The 19380-nt window shown below is 62.8% G+C and carries 19 protein-coding genes and 1 tRNA gene; 3 read left to right on the top strand and 17 right to left on the bottom strand.

What is annotated here, in order from left to right:
* The first annotated feature begins 155 nt into the window (after window positions 1–155).
* Complete coding sequence (locus VCJ09_RS08175; protein WP_324733898.1) at window positions 156–434, top strand: hypothetical protein; 279 nt, start codon at window positions 156–158, stop codon at window positions 432–434.
* Between the two features lie 98 nt (window positions 435–532).
* On the opposite strand, the gene VCJ09_RS08170 is transcribed toward VCJ09_RS08175, so the two are convergent.
* The gene (locus tag VCJ09_RS08170) at window positions 533–1180 is read right to left on the bottom strand and encodes a YceH family protein (protein ID WP_324733897.1); all 648 of its coding nucleotides are present in this window, start codon (window positions 1178–1180) and stop codon (window positions 533–535) included.
* Window positions 1181–1517: 337 nt separating this feature from the next.
* Window positions 1518–1592: transfer RNA gene (locus VCJ09_RS08165), tRNA-Arg, on the bottom strand.
* Window positions 1593–1713: 121 nt separating this feature from the next.
* On the opposite strand from VCJ09_RS08165, the gene VCJ09_RS08160 reads away from it, so the two are divergent.
* Window positions 1714–2193, top strand: coding sequence for a GNAT family N-acetyltransferase (locus tag VCJ09_RS08160; RefSeq protein ID WP_324733896.1), 480 nt, complete (start codon window positions 1714–1716; stop codon window positions 2191–2193).
* A 361-nt stretch (window positions 2194–2554) separates the two neighbouring features.
* On the opposite strand, the gene VCJ09_RS08155 is transcribed toward VCJ09_RS08160, so the two are convergent.
* From VCJ09_RS08155 to VCJ09_RS08145, 3 genes are all read right to left on the bottom strand, one after another.
* The gene (locus tag VCJ09_RS08155) at window positions 2555–3955 is read right to left on the bottom strand and encodes a sodium-dependent transporter (protein ID WP_079201374.1); all 1401 of its coding nucleotides are present in this window, start codon (window positions 3953–3955) and stop codon (window positions 2555–2557) included.
* A gap of 170 nt (window positions 3956–4125) precedes the next feature.
* The gene (locus VCJ09_RS08150) at window positions 4126–5184 is read right to left on the bottom strand and encodes a Glu/Leu/Phe/Val dehydrogenase dimerization domain-containing protein (RefSeq protein ID WP_324733895.1); all 1059 of its coding nucleotides are present in this window, start codon (window positions 5182–5184) and stop codon (window positions 4126–4128) included.
* Between the two features lie 140 nt (window positions 5185–5324).
* Complete coding sequence (locus VCJ09_RS08145; RefSeq protein ID WP_324733894.1) at window positions 5325–8792, bottom strand: indolepyruvate ferredoxin oxidoreductase family protein; 3468 nt, start codon at window positions 8790–8792, stop codon at window positions 5325–5327.
* 201 nt (window positions 8793–8993) lie between these two features.
* On the opposite strand from VCJ09_RS08145, the gene VCJ09_RS08140 reads away from it, so the two are divergent.
* Entirely contained in the window at window positions 8994–9461 is a 468-nt protein-coding gene (locus tag VCJ09_RS08140; protein ID WP_324733893.1) for an Lrp/AsnC family transcriptional regulator, read from the top strand.
* 128 nt (window positions 9462–9589) lie between these two features.
* On the opposite strand, the gene phnP is transcribed toward VCJ09_RS08140, so the two are convergent.
* From phnP to phnD, 12 genes are all read right to left on the bottom strand, one after another.
* Window positions 9590–10339: a phosphonate metabolism protein PhnP gene (gene phnP / locus VCJ09_RS08135; protein WP_324733892.1), complete on the bottom strand. Its 750-nt coding sequence runs from the start codon at window positions 10337–10339 to the stop codon at window positions 9590–9592.
* Entirely contained in the window at window positions 10330–10896 is a 567-nt protein-coding gene (gene phnN / locus VCJ09_RS08130) for a phosphonate metabolism protein/1,5-bisphosphokinase (PRPP-forming) PhnN (RefSeq protein ID WP_324733891.1), read from the bottom strand. Before phnN ends, phnP begins: the two co-directional genes overlap by 10 nt.
* Window positions 10896–12041 carry an alpha-D-ribose 1-methylphosphonate 5-triphosphate diphosphatase gene (locus tag VCJ09_RS08125; protein ID WP_324733890.1) on the bottom strand — a complete coding sequence of 382 codons (1146 nt, stop codon included), beginning with the start codon at window positions 12039–12041 and terminating at the stop codon, window positions 10896–10898. Before VCJ09_RS08125 ends, phnN begins: the two co-directional genes overlap by 1 nt.
* Window positions 12031–12750, bottom strand: coding sequence for a phosphonate C-P lyase system protein PhnL (gene phnL, locus VCJ09_RS08120; RefSeq protein WP_324733889.1), 720 nt, complete (start codon window positions 12748–12750; stop codon window positions 12031–12033). Before phnL ends, VCJ09_RS08125 begins: the two co-directional genes overlap by 11 nt.
* 118 nt (window positions 12751–12868) lie before the next feature.
* Window positions 12869–13678: a phosphonate C-P lyase system protein PhnK gene (gene phnK, locus VCJ09_RS08115; protein WP_324733888.1), complete on the bottom strand. Its 810-nt coding sequence runs from the start codon at window positions 13676–13678 to the stop codon at window positions 12869–12871.
* Entirely contained in the window at window positions 13675–14562 is an 888-nt protein-coding gene (locus tag VCJ09_RS08110) for an alpha-D-ribose 1-methylphosphonate 5-phosphate C-P-lyase PhnJ (protein ID WP_324733887.1), read from the bottom strand. The genes phnK and VCJ09_RS08110 overlap by 4 nt, the downstream gene beginning before the upstream one ends.
* Complete coding sequence (locus tag VCJ09_RS08105) at window positions 14559–15650, bottom strand: carbon-phosphorus lyase complex subunit PhnI (RefSeq protein WP_324733886.1); 1092 nt, start codon at window positions 15648–15650, stop codon at window positions 14559–14561. The genes VCJ09_RS08110 and VCJ09_RS08105 overlap by 4 nt, the downstream gene beginning before the upstream one ends.
* Window positions 15650–16270, bottom strand: coding sequence for a phosphonate C-P lyase system protein PhnH (phnH, locus tag VCJ09_RS08100; protein ID WP_324733885.1), 621 nt, complete (start codon window positions 16268–16270; stop codon window positions 15650–15652). Before phnH ends, VCJ09_RS08105 begins: the two co-directional genes overlap by 1 nt.
* Window positions 16270–16716 (bottom strand): phosphonate C-P lyase system protein PhnG, encoded by a 447-nt coding sequence (gene phnG, locus VCJ09_RS08095; protein ID WP_407693037.1) that lies wholly within the window; start codon window positions 16714–16716, stop codon window positions 16270–16272. The genes phnH and phnG overlap by 1 nt, the downstream gene beginning before the upstream one ends.
* A gap of 28 nt (window positions 16717–16744) precedes the next feature.
* Window positions 16745–17449: a phosphonate metabolism transcriptional regulator PhnF gene (gene phnF, locus VCJ09_RS08090; RefSeq protein WP_324733883.1), complete on the bottom strand. Its 705-nt coding sequence runs from the start codon at window positions 17447–17449 to the stop codon at window positions 16745–16747.
* A gap of 36 nt (window positions 17450–17485) precedes the next feature.
* Window positions 17486–18280: a phosphonate ABC transporter, permease protein PhnE gene (phnE, locus tag VCJ09_RS08085; RefSeq protein ID WP_324733882.1), complete on the bottom strand. Its 795-nt coding sequence runs from the start codon at window positions 18278–18280 to the stop codon at window positions 17486–17488.
* A 66-nt stretch (window positions 18281–18346) separates the two neighbouring features.
* Window positions 18347–19351, bottom strand: a complete 1005-nt coding sequence (gene phnD, locus VCJ09_RS08080; RefSeq protein WP_324733881.1) for a phosphonate ABC transporter substrate-binding protein — start codon at window positions 19349–19351, stop codon at window positions 18347–18349.
* Between the last annotated feature and the right edge of the window lie 29 nt (window positions 19352–19380).

Genomic DNA, 19380 nt, shown 5'->3' with positions numbered 1-19380 from the left:
GCCCAACAAAACCCATAGAACACCTTAAATAGAGAGCTTAAAGCCTACTATCGACAGCATCGATTATCACCATGCCTGAACTGCACTTCTTCATCTATTTTTCATCAGTAACATGGGCCCCGTAGCCACTTACCGCCCCCACGAGGAGCCTGAAGATGAAAAAGCAAATTCTTGCCAGCCTGATCCTGGCCAGCTTGTCCGTAAGCGCATTCGCCCTGCCGCAAAGCGCTGCGCAATCCCAGTTCGACGGCGCCAATGCCGGCAGCACTATCGTCGAGGACGGCTACGACCGCACCGGCGGCAACCGCATTGCCGAAGACGGCTTCGACCGCACTGGCAGCAACCGCGTCGCCGAAGACGGCTTCGACCGCACTGGCAGCAACCGCATTGCCGAAGACGGTGCCGACCGCAGCGGGGTCAACCGCATAAGCTAAAACTCACGGCTGAACGGGCTGACAATCTCAATCCGTGCATGCAAAAACAAAAAATCGCCCTACCCGGCGCCTTTGCTGTATCTAGCCCCCCGCCTGCCCTACTCCAGGCGCGCCAGACGCTCCTCCAATTCGGCCACCCGTGCTTCCAGGGCATCCAGGCGACTCTCATCGTATGCACTGGCTGCCGGACGCTCGACGTGGCTCGCGCGGGCTTCCATGATGGCTTGAAGGTCGGCTGGATCGCCCAGGAGGTGCATATAACGATCCTCTCGCTGCCCGGTCTGGCGCGGCAATTGGCAGAGCAAACCACGGGTGATCAAGCGCTCCAGATTGTGCTGCAACTGCTCGGCATCCTCGAAGGCGTACATGCGACTGCTGCGCGCCAGCAACTCGTTGACCGTTTGCGGCCCACGCAACAGCAGCAGACCGATCAACACGACCTGGGCCGCCACCAACTCCAGAGCCTTATCTGCACGATGTTCCCAGCGATCGGCGCGACTGCCCATCACCAGACGCGCCAGGCTTCGCCCTTCCAGACTGCGCAACCCCTGGCCGACCTGACCAGGATTGAGATTCATCAAGGGCTCGCGGCTGGTTTTCTGGTTGCAGGCCAGCACCAGGGCATTCAGGGTTAGCGGGTAAACCTCAGGGGTGGTCGCCTGCTTCTCGATCAGGCAGCCCAGAATTCGAGCTTCGGCAGGTGTCAGCGGCACATCGATGGGCGCAGTTGTGGTTTCGCTGGTCATGACAATTCTCTATGGCTCGTTCAGCCTCCTAGCCTAGCTCGACTAGCGCCGGGTTGACATGGCTGGAGCCGGGCAATCGGCGTTAGTACGTCGATGCTCTTCGCAGGAGCCAGCTTGTGACCGATACGAAGGTGAGAACGGCGCAGTAGGCGAACCGCTAGACGGAGAGGCAGCCAAAATCTCGGGAACATTTTCGAGAACGGCTACAGCCTGGCGATCCGCAATTATTAGCACGCGCACCAACTGCAGCCCCGCATACGCGTGCAGCCGGTTGACGAGAGCGATTAGTGGCCGGCTGCAAAAAAAAAGCTTACGCAATGCGTAAGCCTTTTTCAGATGGTATCCCCTGCTGGAGTCGAACCAGCATCTAGCCCTTAGGAGGGGCTTATTCTATCCATTGAACTAAGGGGACTCGGTAACTCTGATCGGCAATGTTGCCGACCGGGCCGCATGTTAACCAGCCGCGACGGATTTGTCATGTCGCTGCCATCAACCCGCGGCCATACTCTAGATCGACCACCCAGGAGATCGCCATGACCCAGCCAGCTTCCAGGCATGTGCCAGATTCCCCATTTACTCACTTGACCCTGCGCGCCGCCTGCTCCGGCGACGCCCGGGCACTGAGCGCGTTGCTGCAGCAACTGGCCCCGAATGAAGCACGCGCCGACCCAAAACTACTGGCCCTGCGCCTGAGTGAACTGACGGCCAACCGCATCGTGCTGGTGGCTGAGCGCGACGGCAAACTGCTCGGCACCTGCACGCTTCACCTGATTGAACACCTGGCGCACAACTTCGCCCGCTCGGCGATTCTCGAAGACGTGGTAGTGGATGCCGACGCACGAGGCCTGGGTATCGGCCAGGCCTTGATCGACAAGGCCATCGAACGCGCCCGCGCCTGGGGCTGCTACAAGCTGGCGCTATCGAGCAACCAGAGCCGCGAGCAAGCCCATCGTTTCTACCAAGGCCTAGGCTTCAAGCCGCACGGCATCAGCCTGGCCCTTGCACTCGACTGAGAGGGTGTGAAAAAACTCCCGCCTCCTGCGACCGCCTCCACGCGCCCGCTGCTGCCGTTGCGCTACGTAAAAAACGGGGTCATTTAGCTCACTAAACTCCCCAGTTTTTCACGTAGCGCGCCTTGCCGCGAACGCCTGGAGCCGCTCTCGCGACGGCGCTCGATATTTTCACAACCTCTGAGGCGGGGCGAAGGGACAGACGCAGGGCGTACTCGCGAAGCAGTACGCCGCCTGGTGTACTGTTCGCTACGCTCCTGAGTACACCCTACACGCCGCGACGGGCATCTCGATATGCGCAAGGTGGACAAGCTTCGCATTGTCCACCCTATGCCAGACGCAACCCAGGATGGCTGACGCTTACCTATGCGAACAGCCCCAGGGTATGCAGGAACACCACCAGGATGCCTACCGGCGTGACCCAGCGCAGCAGCTGCCACCATAGTTTGAACAACGGCGCATGGCCGACGCCCAAGGCTTCCTGCACGGTTGTGCGGCTCAACGCCCACCCGGTGAACAGCACCGTCCCCAGCCCGCCGAGGGGCATCATCAGGTTGGTGGTCAGGTAGTCCAGGCTGTCGAAGAAGGTCTTGCCGAACAGGGTGAATTCCGCCCAAGCGTTGAACGAAAACACCGTACCCAGACTGAGCACCCAGAGTGCCAGGCCACTCAACAGCACCGCCTTGAACCGACCGATGCCGAATTTCTCGCCGAGCCAGGCGATGGTCGGCTCACTCAGGGAGATCGCCGAGGTCAGCGCGGCGAGGGCCAGCATGATGAAGAACAGTCCGCCGACCACCTGACCAAAGGGCATCTGGCCGAAGGCGATAGGCAGGGTGACGAAGATCAACCCAGGACCCGCGCCCGGCTCCAGGCCGTTGGCGAACACCAGCGGGAAGATCGCCAGACCGGCCAGCAAGGCCACCCCGGTATCCGCCAGGGCCACCATCAACGAGGTCTTGACGATGGAAGTGCCGGCCGGCAGGTAGGAGCCGTATACCATCATCGCGCCGCTGGCCAAACTGAGGGTGAAGAAGGCGTGTCCCAGGGCTACCAGCACGCCCTGACCGGTCAGTTTGCTGAAGTCGGCGTCGAACAGAAAGTGCACGGCCTCGAGGAAATGCCCGGTGGTGGCGGCATAGCCCACCAGGATCAGCAGCAGCGCGAACAGCCCCGGCATCATGAAACGCAGCGCGCGCTCCAGACCCTCGCGCACGCCCAGGGCGACGATGCCCAGGGTCAGCAGCAACACCAGGGTGGCGTAACCGGCCAGCTTCCAGGGATCGCCGAGCATGGCGCCGAACAATGCGCCGCTGCTTTCGCCGTCCAACCCGGCAAAGCTGCCCATGGCCGCCGCCGGCGCATAGGCCAAGGCCCAGCCGGCTACCACCGCGTAGAAACTGAGGATAAGAAAGCCGGTGAGCACGGCCAGCGTGCCCAACCAGCGCCAATGGCGACTGGCACCCGCCTGCCTGGCCACGGCGGCGAAGGCCCCCTCAGGGTTGGCCCGGCCACGACGACCGATCATCACCTCGGCCATCAACAGCGGTATGCCAATGGCCAGGATGCAGGCCAGGTAGACCAGGACGAAGGCGCCACCACCGTTCTGCCCGGTGATATAGGGGAACTTCCAGATGTTACCCAGGCCCACCGCCGAACCGGTGGCGGCGAGGAAGAAAACCCAGCGCGACGACCAGAGGCCGCGTGCTGCTGCACTGCTGCTGGGACCGGCACTGGCGCCGGCGACGATGCTGTCTTGACTCATTGGGGATTGCCCTCTTGTTGTTGTGAAAAAACAGGGTGGACGACGCTTCACCCATCGACCATTGCCGGCTGGTGGTGGATGAAAAGTGCGTCATCCACCCTACGTCTAACTCGGAGCCTGGGGAGCTGAAGCGGATCGCCGCCCAGCCCACCCTACGCAGGCGTGCGAGATTAGACGCCGGCGTGCAGGCGCTCCTGGGCCATGCGATCAGCCACCGCCGTGGTGGTGCTGCCTTCGTGCTCGGCACGCTGGAAAATCTCCGCCAGGGTGGCGCCGATGCCTTCGATATGCGCCTTGAGGTCGGCGGTGCTGCCGCCGTTGCGCTCGTAGCAGACATCGATGATGCCGCCAGCATTGATCGCGTAATCCGGGGCATACAGGTAGCCACGCCGGCGCAGTTCCTCGGCCAGCCCGGCATCGGCCAGCTGGTTGTTGGCCGCCCCGGCGATCACTGGGGCGCGCAGCGCTTCGAGGGTCTGCGGGTTGATGATGGCGCCCATGGCGCAGGGGGCAAACACATCCACCTCCAGGCCGTAGATGTCGTTCTGGCCCACGGCAGTGGCGCCCAGTTGCTCCACTGCGCGGCGCACATTGGCCTCGACGATGTCGGTCACCCACAATTCGGCGCCCGCCTCCTTGAGCTGCTGCGCCAGGCCGAAACCGACCTGACCAACGCCCTGGATCGCCACCCGCAGACCTTTGAGATCGTCACGACCGAGGCGGTGCTTGACTGCCGCCTGCAGGCCGATGAATACCCCGTAGGCGGTGGACGGCGACGGGTCGCCATTGCGCATGCCGCCGCCGAAAGCCTCGCGCTGGCCGGCGCCGGCGACATGGCGGGTGCGTTCGGCCATGATCTGCATTTCCCCGACGCCAGTACCGGAGTCGGCGGCGGTGATGTAGCGCCCGCCCAGGCTGTCGACGAAATCGCCCATGGCCTGAAACAGCGCCTCGCTCTTGCCGGTGTGTGGGTTGCCGATGATCACCGCCTTGCCGCCACCCAGTGGCAGCCTGGCCAGCGCCGACTTGTAACTCATGCCCCGCGACAGGCGCAGCACATCGCGCAACGCTGCCTCATCGGAGACATAGGGCCACATGCGGCAACCGCCAAGGGCCGGCCCTAGATTGCGGTTATGGATGGCGATGATGGCCTTCAAACCACTGGCCTGATCGTGGCCGTAGACCACCTGCTCGTGGTGATCGAAGTCGATATGGGAAAATACGGACATGGGAATTCCTTGGGAAGTACTTGTTTGGGGGTCGGGGTCTTTGCATCGACCTGTAGGAGCCGGCTTGCTGGCGATCTCTTGGCCTGTACTGAGCGCCAATGATCGCCAGCAAGCTGACGCCTAAATTTAGCAAGCGCTTATCAGGCCGCCGGCTCGAACAGCCGCACCGCCTGGATCTCGCTGACCAGCAGGCGCGCCTTGAGTTGGCGCTCCTGCTCGCGCACCTTGACCAGGCTCTGCTCCTTGACGTGGCCATAACCGCGGATCTGCTCCGGCAGTTCGGCCAGCGCCACGGCGCTGCGGTAGTTGTCGGCATTCAGCTGCTTGAGCAGGAAGTCGATGCTGTGCTCGTAGTCCTCGATCAGCTGCAGCTCCAACTTGCGTTCGGCGCTGTAACCGAACAGGTCGAGCGGCGTACCGCGCAGGCTCTTGAACTTGGCCAGCAGGCCGAAGGCCTTGAGCATCCAGGGCCCGAACTGGCGCTTGCGCGGCTGACCGGTACTTGGATCGGGCTTGGCCAGCCAGGACGGTGCCAGGTGGAACTCCAGACGGTAGTCACCCTGAAATTGCGCCTCGAGCTGCTGGATAAAGTTGCCGTCGCTGTACAGCCGCGCCACCTCGTACTCGTCCTTGTAGGCCAGCAGCTTGGAGTAGGCGCGTGCCACCGCACGGCTCAGGGCCTGATCGGCACCCTGATCGGCCAGGCGCACGCGCTGCACCAACGCGCGGTAGCGCTCGGCATAGGCGGCGTTCTGGTAGGCCGTGAGGAAGTCGACGCGGAACTGCACGACCTGGTCCAGGGTTTCGCAGCGCGGCGCCTCGACCACCTTGGGACTGGCCAGCTTCTCCACCGCGGCGACATCGTGCGCCGCACGGCGGCCCCAGAGGAACGCCTGCTGGTTGAGCTGCACGGCCACGCCATTGAGTTCGATAGCCTTGGCGATGGCTTCGGCGGACACCGGCACCAGGCCTTTCTGATAGGCATAGCCGAGCATGAACAGGTTGCTGGCGATGCTATCGCCGAGCAGGCGGGTGGCCAGGCGGGTGGCATCGACAAAGTGGGTCTTGCCCGCGCCCACCGCCTCGACCAGCGCCTCGCGCATGGCCGCGCCCGGCACCTGGGCATCGGGGTTACGGGTGAACTCGGCGGTGGCCGCTTCATGGCTGTTGATCACCGCATGGGCAATCTTGTCGTTGAGCTTGGCCAGGGCGTCCTCGCTGGCGGCGACCACCAGATCACACCCGAGCAGCAAGTCGGTCTCGCCAGCGGCGATGCGCACGGCAAAGATATCGTCCTGCTTGGCGGCGACGCGGATATGGGTGATTACCGGACCGAATTTCTGCGCCAGACCGGCCTGGTCGAGCACGCTGCAACCCTTGCCCTCCAAATGCGCGGCCATGCCCAGCAGGGCGCCGACGGTGGTCACGCCGCTGCCGCCGACACCGGGCAGGAGAATATTCCAGGGCCGTTCCAGGCTCGGCTGTTTGGGCTCCGGCAAGGCGATGAACAGCGCACTCAGGCCCACCGCTTCCGGCTTGCGCAAACTGCCGCCGTGCACGGTGACGAAGCTCGGGCAGAAGCCATCGACGCAGCTGAAATCCTTGTTGCAGGAATTCTGGTCGATCTCGCGCTTGCGCCCCAGCTCGGTTTCAAGCGGCAGCACCGACAGGCAGTTGGACTTGACGCTGCAATCGCCGCAGCCCTCGCACACCGCCGGGTTGATGAAGGCCCGCTTGGCCGGGTCGACCAGCTTGCCGCGCTTGCGCCGGCGGCGCTTCTCGGTGGCGCAGGTCTGGTCATAGATGATCACCGAGGTGCCCTTGAACTCGCGCAGCTCGCGCTGCACCGCGTCCAGATCGTTGCGGTGATGGAAGCTCACGATAGGCGCGAAGCCGGCGCGGCTCGGGTATTTGTCCGGCTCGTCGCTGACCAGGGCGATGCGTTTGACGCCCTCGGCGAACACCTGCTGGCTGAGCTGGTCGACGCGCAGCTCGCCGTCGATCGGCTGACCGCCAGTCATCGCTACCGCGTCGTTGTAGAGGATCTTGTAGGTGATGTTGACCCCAGCAGCTACCGCCGCACGCAGCGCCAGCTGGCCGGAATGGAAGTAGGTGCCGTCGCCGAGATTCTGGAAGATGTGCGCGGTGTCGGTGAACGGCGCCTGGCCGATCCAGGTCGCGCCCTCGCCGCCCATCTGGGTGAAGGTATCGGTGTTGCGGTCCATCCACTGGGTCATGTAGTGGCAACCGATGCCGCCCTGGGCGCGACTGCCTTCCGGCAGTTTGGTCGAGGTGTTATGCGGGCAACCGGAGCAGAAATGCGGGGTGCGCAGGGTGTGGTGCTTGGGCGCCGCCAGGGAGGCTTCCTTGGCCGCAAGAAAGGCCAGGCGCTCGTCGATGCTGGCACTGCTGTAGATCGGTGCCAGGCGCTTGGCGATGGCCCGGGCGATCATCGCCGGGGTCAGTTCGGACAGATTCGGCAGCAGCGAAACGCCGGTTTCATCGAACTCGCCGACTACCCGCGGACGTTTGCCCAGCGGCCAGTTGTACAGCTGACCGGTCAGCTGATCCTCGATGATGCTGCGCTTCTCCTCGATCACCAGGATCTCGTCCAGGCCCTCGGCGAACTCGTGCACCGATACCGGCTCCAGTGGCCAGCTCATGCCGATCTTGAGTACGCGCAGGCCGACCTGGGCGCACAATTCATCATCCAGGCCGAGATCTTCCAAGGCCTGACGCACGTCCAGGTAGGACTTGCCGGTGGTGACGATGCCCAGGCGCGGATTCGGTGAATCGAGCATCAACGGATTCAGGTTGTTGGCCCGGGCAAAGGCCCGAGCGGCGTAGATCTTGTAGGTATTGAGGCGTTTTTCCTGGGCCAGGGGCGGGTCCGGCCAGCGGATATACACGCCGTCTTCCGGTAGCTCGAAGTCCTCGGGAATCCTCACCTCGATGCGCAGCGGATCGACATCCACCACCGCCGAGGAATCGACGTTCTCGGCGATGGTCTTCAATGCTACCCAGCAACCGCTGTAGCGCGACAGCTCCCAGCCGATGATGCCGTAGTCGAGAATTTCCTGGACGTTGGCCGGATTCAACACCGGGATCGAAGCGGCAATAAACGCATGCTCGCTCTGGTTGGCGATGCTCGACGATTTGCAGCCATGGTCGTCGCCGGCCAGAAGCAGCACGCCGCCATGCGCGGAGACGCCGGCCGAGTTGCCGTGCTTGAACACGTCACCGCAGCGATCGACACCTGGGCCCTTGCCGTACCACATGGCAAACACCCCGTCGTAGCGGGCGCCGGGGAACAGGTTGGTCTGCTGGCTGCCCCACACCGAGGTGGCGGCCAACTCTTCGTTGACCCCGGGCTGGAAGTGGATGGCGTTTTCCTGGAGAAAGCCCTTGGCTTCCCACAGGCTCTTGTCTAGGTTGCCCAGCGGCGAGCCCCGGTAGCCGGAGATAAAGCAGGCGGTATTCAGGCCATGGGCCGTGTCACGCTGTTTTTGCAGCATCGGCAGGCGGGTTAGCGCCTGGGTGCCGGTGAGGTATAGGTGACCAGTGGCAAGGCGATACTTGTCATCCAGGCGGATCTCGGCCAGAGACATGCGCACGCTCCTTTTATTTTTATGGAGAGCTAGGCTGGCAACGGTGAATGCCAACCGGGTTCTGTTTCGTCCGGGATCACCGGGCTAAACGACTGGCTAAGAATATGACTGAGCGGTACGGAGATTTTCTTTCTAATTATGGGAAGAAAAGCCAATACTGCGCATGACGATTGCAACAATTACAAAAAATCGGGATAAATCATGCAAGAAAAGCTCGGCCCTATCGATCGCAAGATTCTCCGCCTGCTGCAGCACAACGCCGACCTCTCCGCCGCCGAGATTGCCGAGAAGGTCGAACTGTCACAATCGCCCTGCTGGCGGCGGATTCACCGCATGCAGGAAGAAGGCCTGATCGAGCGCAAGGTTGCCCTGCTCAATCCCAAGTTGTTGGGCCTGGGCATGACCGTATTCGTCGACATCAAGCTGTCGGCTCACGGCCGCAAGAACCTCGAGGAATTCGAACAGGCGGTGGTCGGCTACGCCGAGGTGCTGGAGTGCTACACCATGGCCGGCGGCTCGGACTACCTGCTCAAGGTAGTGGCCAAGGACATCGCCAGCTACGAGCGCTTCCTGCGCGACCACCTGCTGCAACGCCCGCACGTGCAAGAAGCGCATTCGAACATCGCCATGAGCGAGGTCAAGCGCACCACCGAATTGCCCCTGGATTGAGCCGCGCCCTGCAGAGCAGGGATGGCATCAGGCCCAGCGGGTTTTCGTTCCGAGGATCACGGGCAACGCCAACGGCCGGAAAAGGCGCCGAGAAGCAGTTCCTCCGGCACTTTCGGTGCAGGCCTAAATCACAGCAGCCGACCGTCATGGGCCAGGCTGACGCCCGCCGGCAATGCATCGGGGTTGTCCAGCAGCCAAGCGTCGAAGCTGTGACCGATATGGGTCAGCACCGTCTCGCCCGGCTGTAGCCGCTCGATCACCTCCAGCGCCCGTGTCAGGTCGTTGTGGTTGCGCGGCGCCTGCGGCTGCGGCGCACTTGAGCAATCCAGCACCAGCAGATCCAGCGACGATTGCAGCAAGACCTGGCAACTGTCTTCCGGCACGCCGAGGGTATCGGTCAGGTAGGCGATGCGCCGGCCTTCGGCTTCCAACAAATAGCCGAAGGTCGGTTTGGAGTGATTGAGCGGCAACGCGGTGACCGCTAGGGCGCCCCACTGACGCCGCTCGAAAGCGGCAAAGGGCTGGCTGAAATCAAGAATACCAGGGTGCTTGTACAGGTCCGCCAGGCCCTCTGGATCATCCGGTCCATGCACCGGAATGCTCAAGCCTTGGCCCCAACGCAGCTGCAGCAAGCCCTGGGCGTGATCGGCGTGATAATGGGTCTGCAAGATGCCGCTCAGGCTATGGGGCGCAAAGCGTTCGCTCAGATCAGTCAGACCGGAGTCGATCAACCAGCGCTGAGAGCCGCATTCGATCAGGGCGCAGCAGGGGCCACGCCGTCGTGACCGGTCGAGCCGTGCGCTGTCGCAGGCCGCACACGCACAGTTGTACACCGGTACCTGACGGACATCGCCGGTGCCCAGCAGAGTCAGGAACATATGCCGCTGGCTCCGACCAGCGCCAGCAACTTGCCCACCGAGTGTTCGAGATCGCTGGAGTTATCCAGCAGGTGTAGCCCTTCAGCGGCAGCCGCAGCACTGCTGTCGAACTGGCCATTGCGGGCCAGGCGCTGTTCAATTTGCGCTGAGGTTTCACGTCCTCGTGCGTGCAAACGCCTGCTCAGGACCGCATGATCCACTGTCAGCAACACCCCCATCAGCTCGGGAAAACGCCGCCGTGCTTGCAGCAGATAACCGCGTGAACCATTGACCAGCACGTCCTGCCCTGCCTTCAGCCACTCATCAATCTGCCGTGAAATGCCATAGGCCAAGCCATTGGCACGCCAACTCAAGGCAAAAGCGCCCTTGGCCTCCAATTGATCAAACTCGGCAGGAGTGACGCCAATCGCGTCCTCCCCCACCGCCTCTGCCGAACGGGTGATGATCCGACGGGCAATCTGGCAGCCGCGCTCGGCCAGACGCTCACGCGCCGCATTCAACAGGCTGTCCTTGCCCGAGCCCGAGGGCCCCATCAAATAGATCAACCTGCCGCTCATCAAAACACCCTGTTCGCTTGTCGCCAGACCTGCTGGATCACCGCCTGGCCGTCATGTACCTGGGCGTGGATCAAGTCCGCACGCAACCCGACGCGAATTTCGCCACGGTCATGCAGCCCCGCCGCTTGCGCGGGCGAACGGCTGACCGTGGCAATCGCCCGCGGCAAATCATACCCGTTGTCCTGTTCGGCCAGCATAAAAGCTGCCTGAAGCAGGCTGGCCGGATAATAGTCACTAGAGAGGATATCCAGCACCTCATGACGGGCCAGTTCGGCCGCGGCAATATTGCCCGAGTGCGAACCGCCACGGACGATATTCGGCGCGCCCATCAACACCTTGAGCCCCAGCTCGTGGCTGGCCTTGGCGGCTTCCAGGGTGGTGGGGAACTCGGCGATGGACATGCCAAAGCCGGCCGACTCCTGCACATGGGCCAGGGTCGCATCATCGTGGCTGGCCACTGACAGGCCACGGGCATGGCAATCCTCGACGATGGCGCGGCGATGAAAGTCGCTGAACTCGATGGAGTTGGCCACCTGTTCCTTGATAAAGGCGTCCATCTCGGCGCTGCTCAAGTGGTACTTGCCCATGTAGTACTCGCGGTACTTATCTTCCTTGGCGAACTGACGCTGGCCCGGCGAGTGATCCATCACCGACACCAGTTGTACCAGCGGGTGCTCTACCAGATCGCGGAAAACCGCCAGGCTATCCGGGTGGCACAACTCGCAGCGCAGGTGCAACAGGTGGTCGGCGCGCATGTGGCCGGCCGCCGAGGCCTGGGCAATGGCTGCAAGCATGGCGGGCAACTGCTGCATTCGCTTGCCACGCGGGTTGATGTCGCCAATGGCCAGGGCATCGAACACCGTAGTGATGCCGGCCGAGACGATCTGCGCATCATGGGTCAGCACCGCCGAAGTCGACGGCCAGTCCACTCCCGGCCGCGGGCTCATGTATTTCTCCAGGTTGTCGGTGTGCAACTCGACCAATCCCGGCAGCAGGTAATCGCCGCCGAGATCGAGCGCTTGGGGCAAACCACTGACCCCCTCGTCCACCTGCGCAATCAAACCGTCACGTAGTACCAGGGTGCCAACAAACGCCTGCTCGGCCGTCACCACCCGCGCATTGGTCAAAATCTGTTCAGCCGGCATACACACACTCCTGCCTGAGCGCGGCATCCGGGGTCATGTCGAGAATACGATCCGCCACCGCCTCGCGGGCGGCGCGGTCATGGAAAATACCGATCAGCGCCGAACCGGCGGCCTTGGCTTCATTGACCAGTTCCAGTACCACCTGACGATTGGCCTCGTCCAGCGACGCAGTCGGCTCATCCAGCAGCATCAATGGCCAGCTGACCATGAAGCCGCGGGCGATATTCACCCGCTGCTGCTCACCACCAGAGAAGGTGCCAGGGGCCAACTGCCACAAGGCTTGCGGGATATTCAGGCGGCCCAGCAGTTGCTTGGCCCGCGCCTCGGCATCCACGCGGCTCCAGCCACGGGCCAGGGCCGGTTCCATCACCACGTCCAGGGTCGCCACGCGCGGGATCACCCGCAAAAATTGGCTGACATAGCCCAGGGTCTGCCGGCGTACCTCCAGCACCTGGCGCGGCTCGGCGCCGACCAAATCAACCCAAGCACCGTCGTGCAGCATGCGGATGCTGCCGCCTGCTGCCAGGTAGTTACCGTACAGGGTGCGCAGCAGGGTCGATTTGCCGGCGCCGGATTGCCCGTGCAGCACCAGGCACTCGCCGGCGCGCACGCTGAAGCTCAGGCCGTTCAATACATTCAGGACCACCCCATGTTGCTGGTGCAGGGTGAAGGTCTTGCTGAGGTCGGAGACCTCGATAAGCGTATTCATACAAACCTCGGTGCCGTGGGAGAGGCTTTAGCCGCGATAACGCTGGTCGCGGCTAAGCCACCTCCCACATAACGAAATTAGACCCGTAGCCCGGATTTCATCCAGGCTACGAACCACTTCAGGGCTGCAAGACCGACGACACCAGCAGCTGCGAATAGGGATGCTGCGGATCATCAAGAATCTGATCGGTCAGCCCGGCTTCAACCACATGGGAGCGGCGCATCACCATCAGTCGGTCGGCGAGCAAGCGCGCCACCGCCAGGTCGTGGGTGACGATCACCACCGCCAGGTCCAACTCGCGTACCAGGCCGCGCAACAGGTCGAGCAGGCGCGCCTGCACCGACACGTCCAACCCTCCTGTCGGCTCATCCATAAACACCAGGCGCGGGCTGGAAACCAGGTTGCGGGCGATCTGCAAGCGCTGCTGCATGCCGCCGGAGAAGGTCCGTGGCAAGTCGTCGATCCGCAGCGGGTCGATTTCCACCTGGCTCAGCCAGTCGATACCGGCGGCGCGCAGTTCGCCGTAATGGCGCACGCCCTGGGCCATCAGCCGCTCACCGATATTGGCGCCAGCCGATACCGCCATGCGCAGGCCGTCACGCGGGTTCTGTTCGACAAAGCCCCACTCGGTACGCAACAGCGTGCGGCGCTGCGCCTCGCTGGCGCTGTACAGATCAACCAGGCTGCCATCGCTATTGCGGTAGCTGACGCTGCCGCGATCCGGCGGGCAGCGCCCGGACAACAGGCTGAGCAGGGTCGATTTACCCGAGCCCGACTCACCAACAATGCCCAACACTTCACCGGGATAGAGGTCGAAGGACACACCTTGGCAACCTTTCTCCGGGCCGTACAAGAGAGTCAGGTCGCGCACACTGAACAGCGGCTGAGCCGTCTCGCTGTACGGCTGTAATTTCTCGGCAGCACTCATTGCGCGGCCTCCTCGGTCATCTCAATGGCATCACGGCGTTGCATGCAGTAATCCGTATCGGAGCAGACGAAGCGCTTGCTGCCCGCGTCGTCGACGATCAGCTCGTCGAGGTAGGACTCGCGGCTGCCACAGAACGCACAGCAGTCGTCCCAGCTTTGAATCGCGAAGGGGTGATCTTCGAAGTCCAGGCTGACCACCCGGGTGTAGGGCGGCACGGCATACAGACGCTTCTCGCGGCCCGCGCCGAACAGCATCAGCGCCGGGCTCATATGCAACTTGGGATTGTCGAATTTGGGGATCGGCGAGGGATCCATCACATAGCGCTCGTCCACCGTTACCGGGTAGGCATAGCTGGTGGCGATATGGCCGAAGGTCGCGATGTCCTCGTACAGCTTGACGTGCATCACCCCGTAATCCTCCAGCGCGTGCATGGTGCGGGTCTCGGTTTCCGAGGGTTCGATAAAACGCAGCGGCTCGGGAATCGGCACCTGATAAACCACGATCTGGTCACCCGTCAGCGGCGTTTCCGGAATCCGGTGACGAGTCTGGATCACCGTCGCCTCGGGGGTGCGGGTAGTGGTTTCGACCCCGGTTGTACGGGCGAAGAAACGCCGTATCGACACCGCATTGGTGGTGTCGTCCGCGCCCTGATCGATCACCTTGAGAACGTCATCGGCGCCGAGAATCGCCGCGGTCAACTGCATGCCACCGGTGCCCCAGCCGTAGGGCAAGGGCATTTCGCGGCCGGCGAAAGGCACCTGATAACCAGGAACAGCCACGGCCTTGAGCAGGCCACGGCGGATCATGCGTTTGGTCTGCTCATCGAGGTAGGCAAAGTTATAACCAGTCTCGGTAGCGCAGTTGGTTTGAGCCTGGGCATTCATGCGCATTGCTCCTCGGCGGCTGGCTGCTCGCAACTGGGCTGGCGCAGCTTGCGGATCAGCTCCAGCTCGGACTGGAAGTCTACGTAGTGCGGCAATTTCAGGTGGGAGACGAAACCGCCGGCCTCGACGTTGTCGCAGTGCATCAGCACGAACTCCTCTTGCTGCGCCGGGCCCTCGATCTCCTCAGCGTATTCGGCAGCGCGCAATGAGCGGTCGACCAGGGCCATGCCCATGGCCTTGCGTTCGGCGTAACCGAAGGCCAGGCCATAGCCGCGGGTGAATTGCGGATCGATGCCCTTGCCACCGACGAACTGGTTGACCATCTCGCATTCGGTCACCTCGATAGCACCGAGCGGTACAGCAAAACCCAGCTCCTCCGGCTCCAGCCAGACTTCGGCCTCACCGATGCGAATTTCCCCGGCGAACGGGTGGTTGCGCCCGTAACCGCGCTGGGTCGAGTAGCCCAGCGCCAGGAGAAACCCTTCATCGCCACGGGCCAGGGCCTGCAGGCGCTGAGCACGACTGGCGGGAAAGCCCAAGGGCTCGCGGGTGATATCCGCTACCGCGGCGCCATCGTCCACTTCGCGGGCCATCAGGCCTTCCTCGGCGAGAAAGTCCAGCACCTGCGGACAGGCTGCCGGTTCGGCGCTGGCGACCAGCTGCGGGCCGGGATGTTCGCCCTCGGCCAAGAGGGCAAAGTCCAGCAGGCGATGACTGTAGTCGAAGGTCGGGCCGAGCAACTGGCCGCCGGGCAGATCCTTGAAGGTCGCCGAGATGCGGCGGCTTAGCTGCATCTGCGAGGTTTCCAGCGGCGCACTCGCGGCGAAGCGTGGCAACGTGGTGCGGTAGGCGCGCAGCAGGAAGATGGCTTCCATCAGGTCACCGGCGGCCTGCTTGATCGCCAGCGCGGCCAGTTGCGGGTCATACAACGAGCCTTCACTCATTACCCGGGCCACAGCCAGGGGCATCTGCTCACGAACCTGATCGACGCTCAGCTCGGGAATGGCGGTATCGCCACGGCGTTTTTTCGCCAGCAGCAGGTGGGCATTGTCGATGGCGCGCTCGCCACCTTTGACGGCTACGTACATCAGGCGGCCTCCTCTGTACTCTTGAAGTCTTCAAACATGTGGGTGCTGCGCGGCAGGCCAATGATCTGGCGCTTGGCGGCGAAGAAAGCATCCAGCCCCCGCGGAAAAGCGCTACGTGCGCTGCGCTCTCGCCAGAACGCCGGGGTCAGTGGCAGATCGACACTGCGCACGTCCTTGATCCCGGGTCCGCGCCAGCGCAGCGCCGGACCTCCGCTCAAGGCATCCAGTTGAATCAGCAAGGTACAGGACTGATCCGGGTAGCGTTCGCTGCCGTTATCGAACGCCGAGAGGTCGCCCAGTTCGCGCTCATCAAGCAGGGCGAACAGTGCCAGCTCGCGCTCAGCGACGATCGGGCAGCCACAATGAAACGACAGGTTGGCGCGAATCACCGGCGTATCGAAGCACGGGGCCAGCCACAACGGCGTATCGCCATCGAGAAAGGCCAGGCACAGGGCATAAGTGGCCGGCTGTAGACCCTCCAGAGCCAGGGCACGGTCCATGCCTTGCACCAGACCCGGTTCGGCCAACGCCTTGAGCGCGGCACGGAAACTGGCCTGGGCATCCAGCACCGGATCGTTGAAGGCAGGTTGCAGCCAGTGCGAGCTATTTGCCGCGCTCATCAATCTTCTCCTCTGACCAGGGTGAAAAATTCCACCTGGGTGGTTGCGGTTTCCGCGGCCTTGGTCGCCTGCTTGACACTGTGAGCGGCGGCCAGGGGATCGATCATCCGGCTCAGCCAGTCCTGCTGCTGCGCGCCCTGCAGGTGCGCATCGGCCAGGGCTGCCAGCTCGGCATGCTGCTTGTCGCGACCGGCCACGTAGCTGTAGCCAGTGCGGCCATCGGCCAGGCGCACCACGCAGCGGGTCACGCTCATCTCGCCGAGGTTGAAGGGGCTGCCGGTGCCGCCCATGCGCCCCCGCACCAGGGTCATGCCGATTTCAGGCGCGCGAATCAGGCTGTATTGGCCCGCCTTCAACGCTGACTCATAGGCCGCCAGGCCAGCGCCGGCGCGGGCGAGAACGCCCATCCAGCGCTGACGTGTAGCGATGTGCGGGTCGCTGTGCAGCAGGTTACGGCTCATCAACAAGTCTCCATCAGAGGGCGGGCTGGTACTGGAAACGGTCGGCGCGGCTGGTCGATAACGACAGTTCCACCGGCTGGCCAGCCAGATCGCGGGAAAGGGTCAGGACGCTGAGCAAGGGTGCGTGCCTGGGCATCAACAGCCGCGTTGCTTCCTCGCGACTGGGCAAACGGGCGCCAATCAGGCTGAAGGTGCGGGTCAAAGGCAGATCGCGCTGTTCCAGGTACTGGCGCAGTGAGCCGCCCTGGTAGTCGGCCAACAACGGCGCATGGGCCAGGCTGAAGGCATGTCGAATCAGACTGACCGGCTGCCCCTCGATCAGGCGCAGGGTGGTCAACTCCAGCAGTTGCGTGGCCTCTGGAAGTTGCAGGTAAGCGAGATCGTCCTGGCTGGCCGGGCGCACGCGGCTCCCCAGCAGCTGCGCTTCGACCTGATGCCCGAGGGCCGATAACGAGGCGGTGAAGGCGCTACCCGCTTGCATCGGATAGATCAGCGGCCTGGCCAGCACCCGAGTGCCCTTGCCCTGCTGACGCAGCAGGCGACCTTCGAGCACCAGTTCATCCACGGCGCGGCGCAACGTGTGGCGATTGACGGCAAACCGCGCAGCCAGCTTCACCTCGGCCGGCAGGTAGTCACCGGGCGCCAGGCGCTGCACTTCATCGCGCAGCACGGCGGCCAGTTCGCGGTACAACGGCTCAGGTTGTCTAGACAAGTACATGGCTAATAGAGGGCATCCGCAGATGCCCAATCTCCGTCAGATAAATTGCTTGCGCAGGCGCTGCGAAATAATGTCGAGCACGCTCACTACCAGAATGATCACAATCAGCAGGGCGCAGGTCTGAGCGAACTGGAAGCCGCGAATCGCCTCCCAGAGGATCACCCCGATACCGCCCGCCCCGACCATGCCGACCACCGTGGCTGAGCGCACGTTGGACTCGAAGCGATACAGCGCATAGGAAATCCACAACGGCAGGACCTGCGGAATTACCCCGTAGATCACCTCCTGCAACGCGCTGGCACCGGTGGCGCGCACCCCTTCCACCGGGCCGGGATCGATGGCCTCCACGGCTTCAGCGAACAGCTTGGCCAACACCCCGGTGGTGCCGATAAATAGCGCCAGTACCCCGGCAAACGGCCCCAGCCCGACAGCGACCACGAAGAGCATGGCGAACACCATTTCGTTGATCGAACGGCAGGCATCCATCACCCGCCGAATCGGCTGGTAGACCCACCAGGGCACAATATTTTCAGAGCAAAGAATGCCCAGCGGAATGGCGCAGACAATCGCCAGTACCGTGCCCCACAGGGCGATCTGCACGGTGACGATCATCTCCTTGAGGTACAGCTCCCAGTTGCTGAAATCCGGTGGGAAAAAGTCCGCGGCAAAGGTCGCCATGTTGCTGGAGTCGCGGATCAGGGCCAGCGGATTCATCTCCGCGCCCTGCCAGGACCAGGCCAGTACAGCAAAGAATAGCCCCCAGCCGATCAGCTGCGTCCAGGAGCGTTTAGCGGTCAATTCAGGCGTAGGGACGGTGGTAAACGTGGTCATAACGACTTCTCGATTGGTGCGGCAAAAGCGATCGGCTCGCCCTTGCAGGCGAACCGACAATTGCAATCAACCTGCGCTGGTGGGGTTCTTCTGGGCGATTTCAGCCAGGCGCTTTGCCAGCTTGGCCAACTCGGCATCCAGTGCCTTGAGCCGCGCCTGCTTGTCGCTGTCCGACAACTTGTCGTTGTTGACCACTTCGGTGCGCTTCTTGAACAGATCAAGCTGACGGATCGGCAGCAGTTGATCGTCATCCGAGGACTTGAACTTGGCCCATTGCAGGCTTTCCAGGACGTTCTGCTCAGCCGGCTTGTCGCCGTAAGTCATAAAGAATTCGCGCAGTTTGTTCTTGGTCGCCTCATCGAGGTTCTTGCGCCAGACCATCGGGTCAGACGGGATCAGCGGTGAAGTCCAGATCACCTTCAATTGCGCAGCCTTATCCGGCGCGGTGACCTGCAGTCGCTCCATGCCTTCGCTGTTGAAGGTACCGACATCGATCTGCTTGTTGGCCACCGACAGGGCATTGACCTCATGACTGCCGTTGAGCGCACGCTTGAAGATCTTGTGGGCATCGACATTGTTCTGCGCGAACACGTAATAGCCCGGTACCAGATAGCCCGAGGTGGAATTCGGGTCGCCATTGGCGAAGGTCAGGTTCTTGGCATTCTTCAGCATGTCTTCGATCGAATTCAGCGGGCTATCCTGATGCGCCACCATCAGGCTGTAATAACCCTGGGCGCCATTGGCGGCGACGGTCTGAGCGAAAATCTCGCCACCGGCGCGATCCACCGCCTCCATGGCCGCCTTATTGCCGTACCAGGCCACATCGACCTTGTCGAAACGCATGCCCTGGATGATCCCTGCATAGTCGGGAGCGAAGAAGGCGTTGATCTTCAGGCCGGTCTGCGCGCCCATGTCCGCCAGGAAGGGGTCCCACGTGGTCTTGAGGTTTTGCGAGGACTCGGTGGAAATGATGCCGAAGTTGATTTCCTGCTCGGCGGCCTGGGCGACACCTAGGGTGGCGCTACTAAGCAGTATCGATGCAGCAAGAACACGACTGATGTGTTTGAACATGCGGAGCACTCCTAATCACGGATCGGCTA

The organism is Pseudomonas paeninsulae, from assembly GCF_035621475.1.
Lineage (GTDB): Bacteria > Pseudomonadota > Gammaproteobacteria > Pseudomonadales > Pseudomonadaceae > Aquipseudomonas > Aquipseudomonas paeninsulae.
Note: the sequence above shows the minus strand (reverse complement) of the source record. Positions and strands in the feature narration are given on the sequence as shown.

Coding starts and splice junctions, on each gene's coding strand:
- VCJ09_RS08175 (WP_324733898.1), top strand. CDS start 156: ATGAAAAAGCAAATTCTTGCCAGCCTGATCCTGGCCAGCTTGTCCGTA.
- VCJ09_RS08170 (WP_324733897.1), bottom strand. CDS start 1,180: ATGACCAGCGAAACCACAACTGCGCCCATCGATGTGCCGCTGACACCT.
- VCJ09_RS08160 (WP_324733896.1), top strand. CDS start 1,714: ATGACCCAGCCAGCTTCCAGGCATGTGCCAGATTCCCCATTTACTCAC.
- VCJ09_RS08155 (WP_079201374.1), bottom strand. CDS start 3,955: ATGAGTCAAGACAGCATCGTCGCCGGCGCCAGTGCCGGTCCCAGCAGC.
- VCJ09_RS08150 (WP_324733895.1), bottom strand. CDS start 5,184: ATGTCCGTATTTTCCCATATCGACTTCGATCACCACGAGCAGGTGGTC.
- VCJ09_RS08145 (WP_324733894.1), bottom strand. CDS start 8,792: ATGTCTCTGGCCGAGATCCGCCTGGATGACAAGTATCGCCTTGCCACT.
- VCJ09_RS08140 (WP_324733893.1), top strand. CDS start 8,994: ATGCAAGAAAAGCTCGGCCCTATCGATCGCAAGATTCTCCGCCTGCTG.
- phnP (WP_324733892.1), bottom strand. CDS start 10,339: ATGTTCCTGACTCTGCTGGGCACCGGCGATGTCCGTCAGGTACCGGTG.
- phnN (WP_324733891.1), bottom strand. CDS start 10,896: ATGAGCGGCAGGTTGATCTATTTGATGGGGCCCTCGGGCTCGGGCAAG.
- VCJ09_RS08125 (WP_324733890.1), bottom strand. CDS start 12,041: ATGCCGGCTGAACAGATTTTGACCAATGCGCGGGTGGTGACGGCCGAG.
- phnL (WP_324733889.1), bottom strand. CDS start 12,750: ATGAATACGCTTATCGAGGTCTCCGACCTCAGCAAGACCTTCACCCTG.
- phnK (WP_324733888.1), bottom strand. CDS start 13,678: ATGAGTGCTGCCGAGAAATTACAGCCGTACAGCGAGACGGCTCAGCCG.
- VCJ09_RS08110 (WP_324733887.1), bottom strand. CDS start 14,562: ATGAATGCCCAGGCTCAAACCAACTGCGCTACCGAGACTGGTTATAAC.
- VCJ09_RS08105 (WP_324733886.1), bottom strand. CDS start 15,650: ATGTACGTAGCCGTCAAAGGTGGCGAGCGCGCCATCGACAATGCCCAC.
- phnH (WP_324733885.1), bottom strand. CDS start 16,270: ATGAGCGCGGCAAATAGCTCGCACTGGCTGCAACCTGCCTTCAACGAT.
- phnF (WP_324733883.1), bottom strand. CDS start 17,449: ATGTACTTGTCTAGACAACCTGAGCCGTTGTACCGCGAACTGGCCGCC.
- phnE (WP_324733882.1), bottom strand. CDS start 18,280: ATGACCACGTTTACCACCGTCCCTACGCCTGAATTGACCGCTAAACGC.
- phnD (WP_324733881.1), bottom strand. CDS start 19,351: ATGTTCAAACACATCAGTCGTGTTCTTGCTGCATCGATACTGCTTAGT.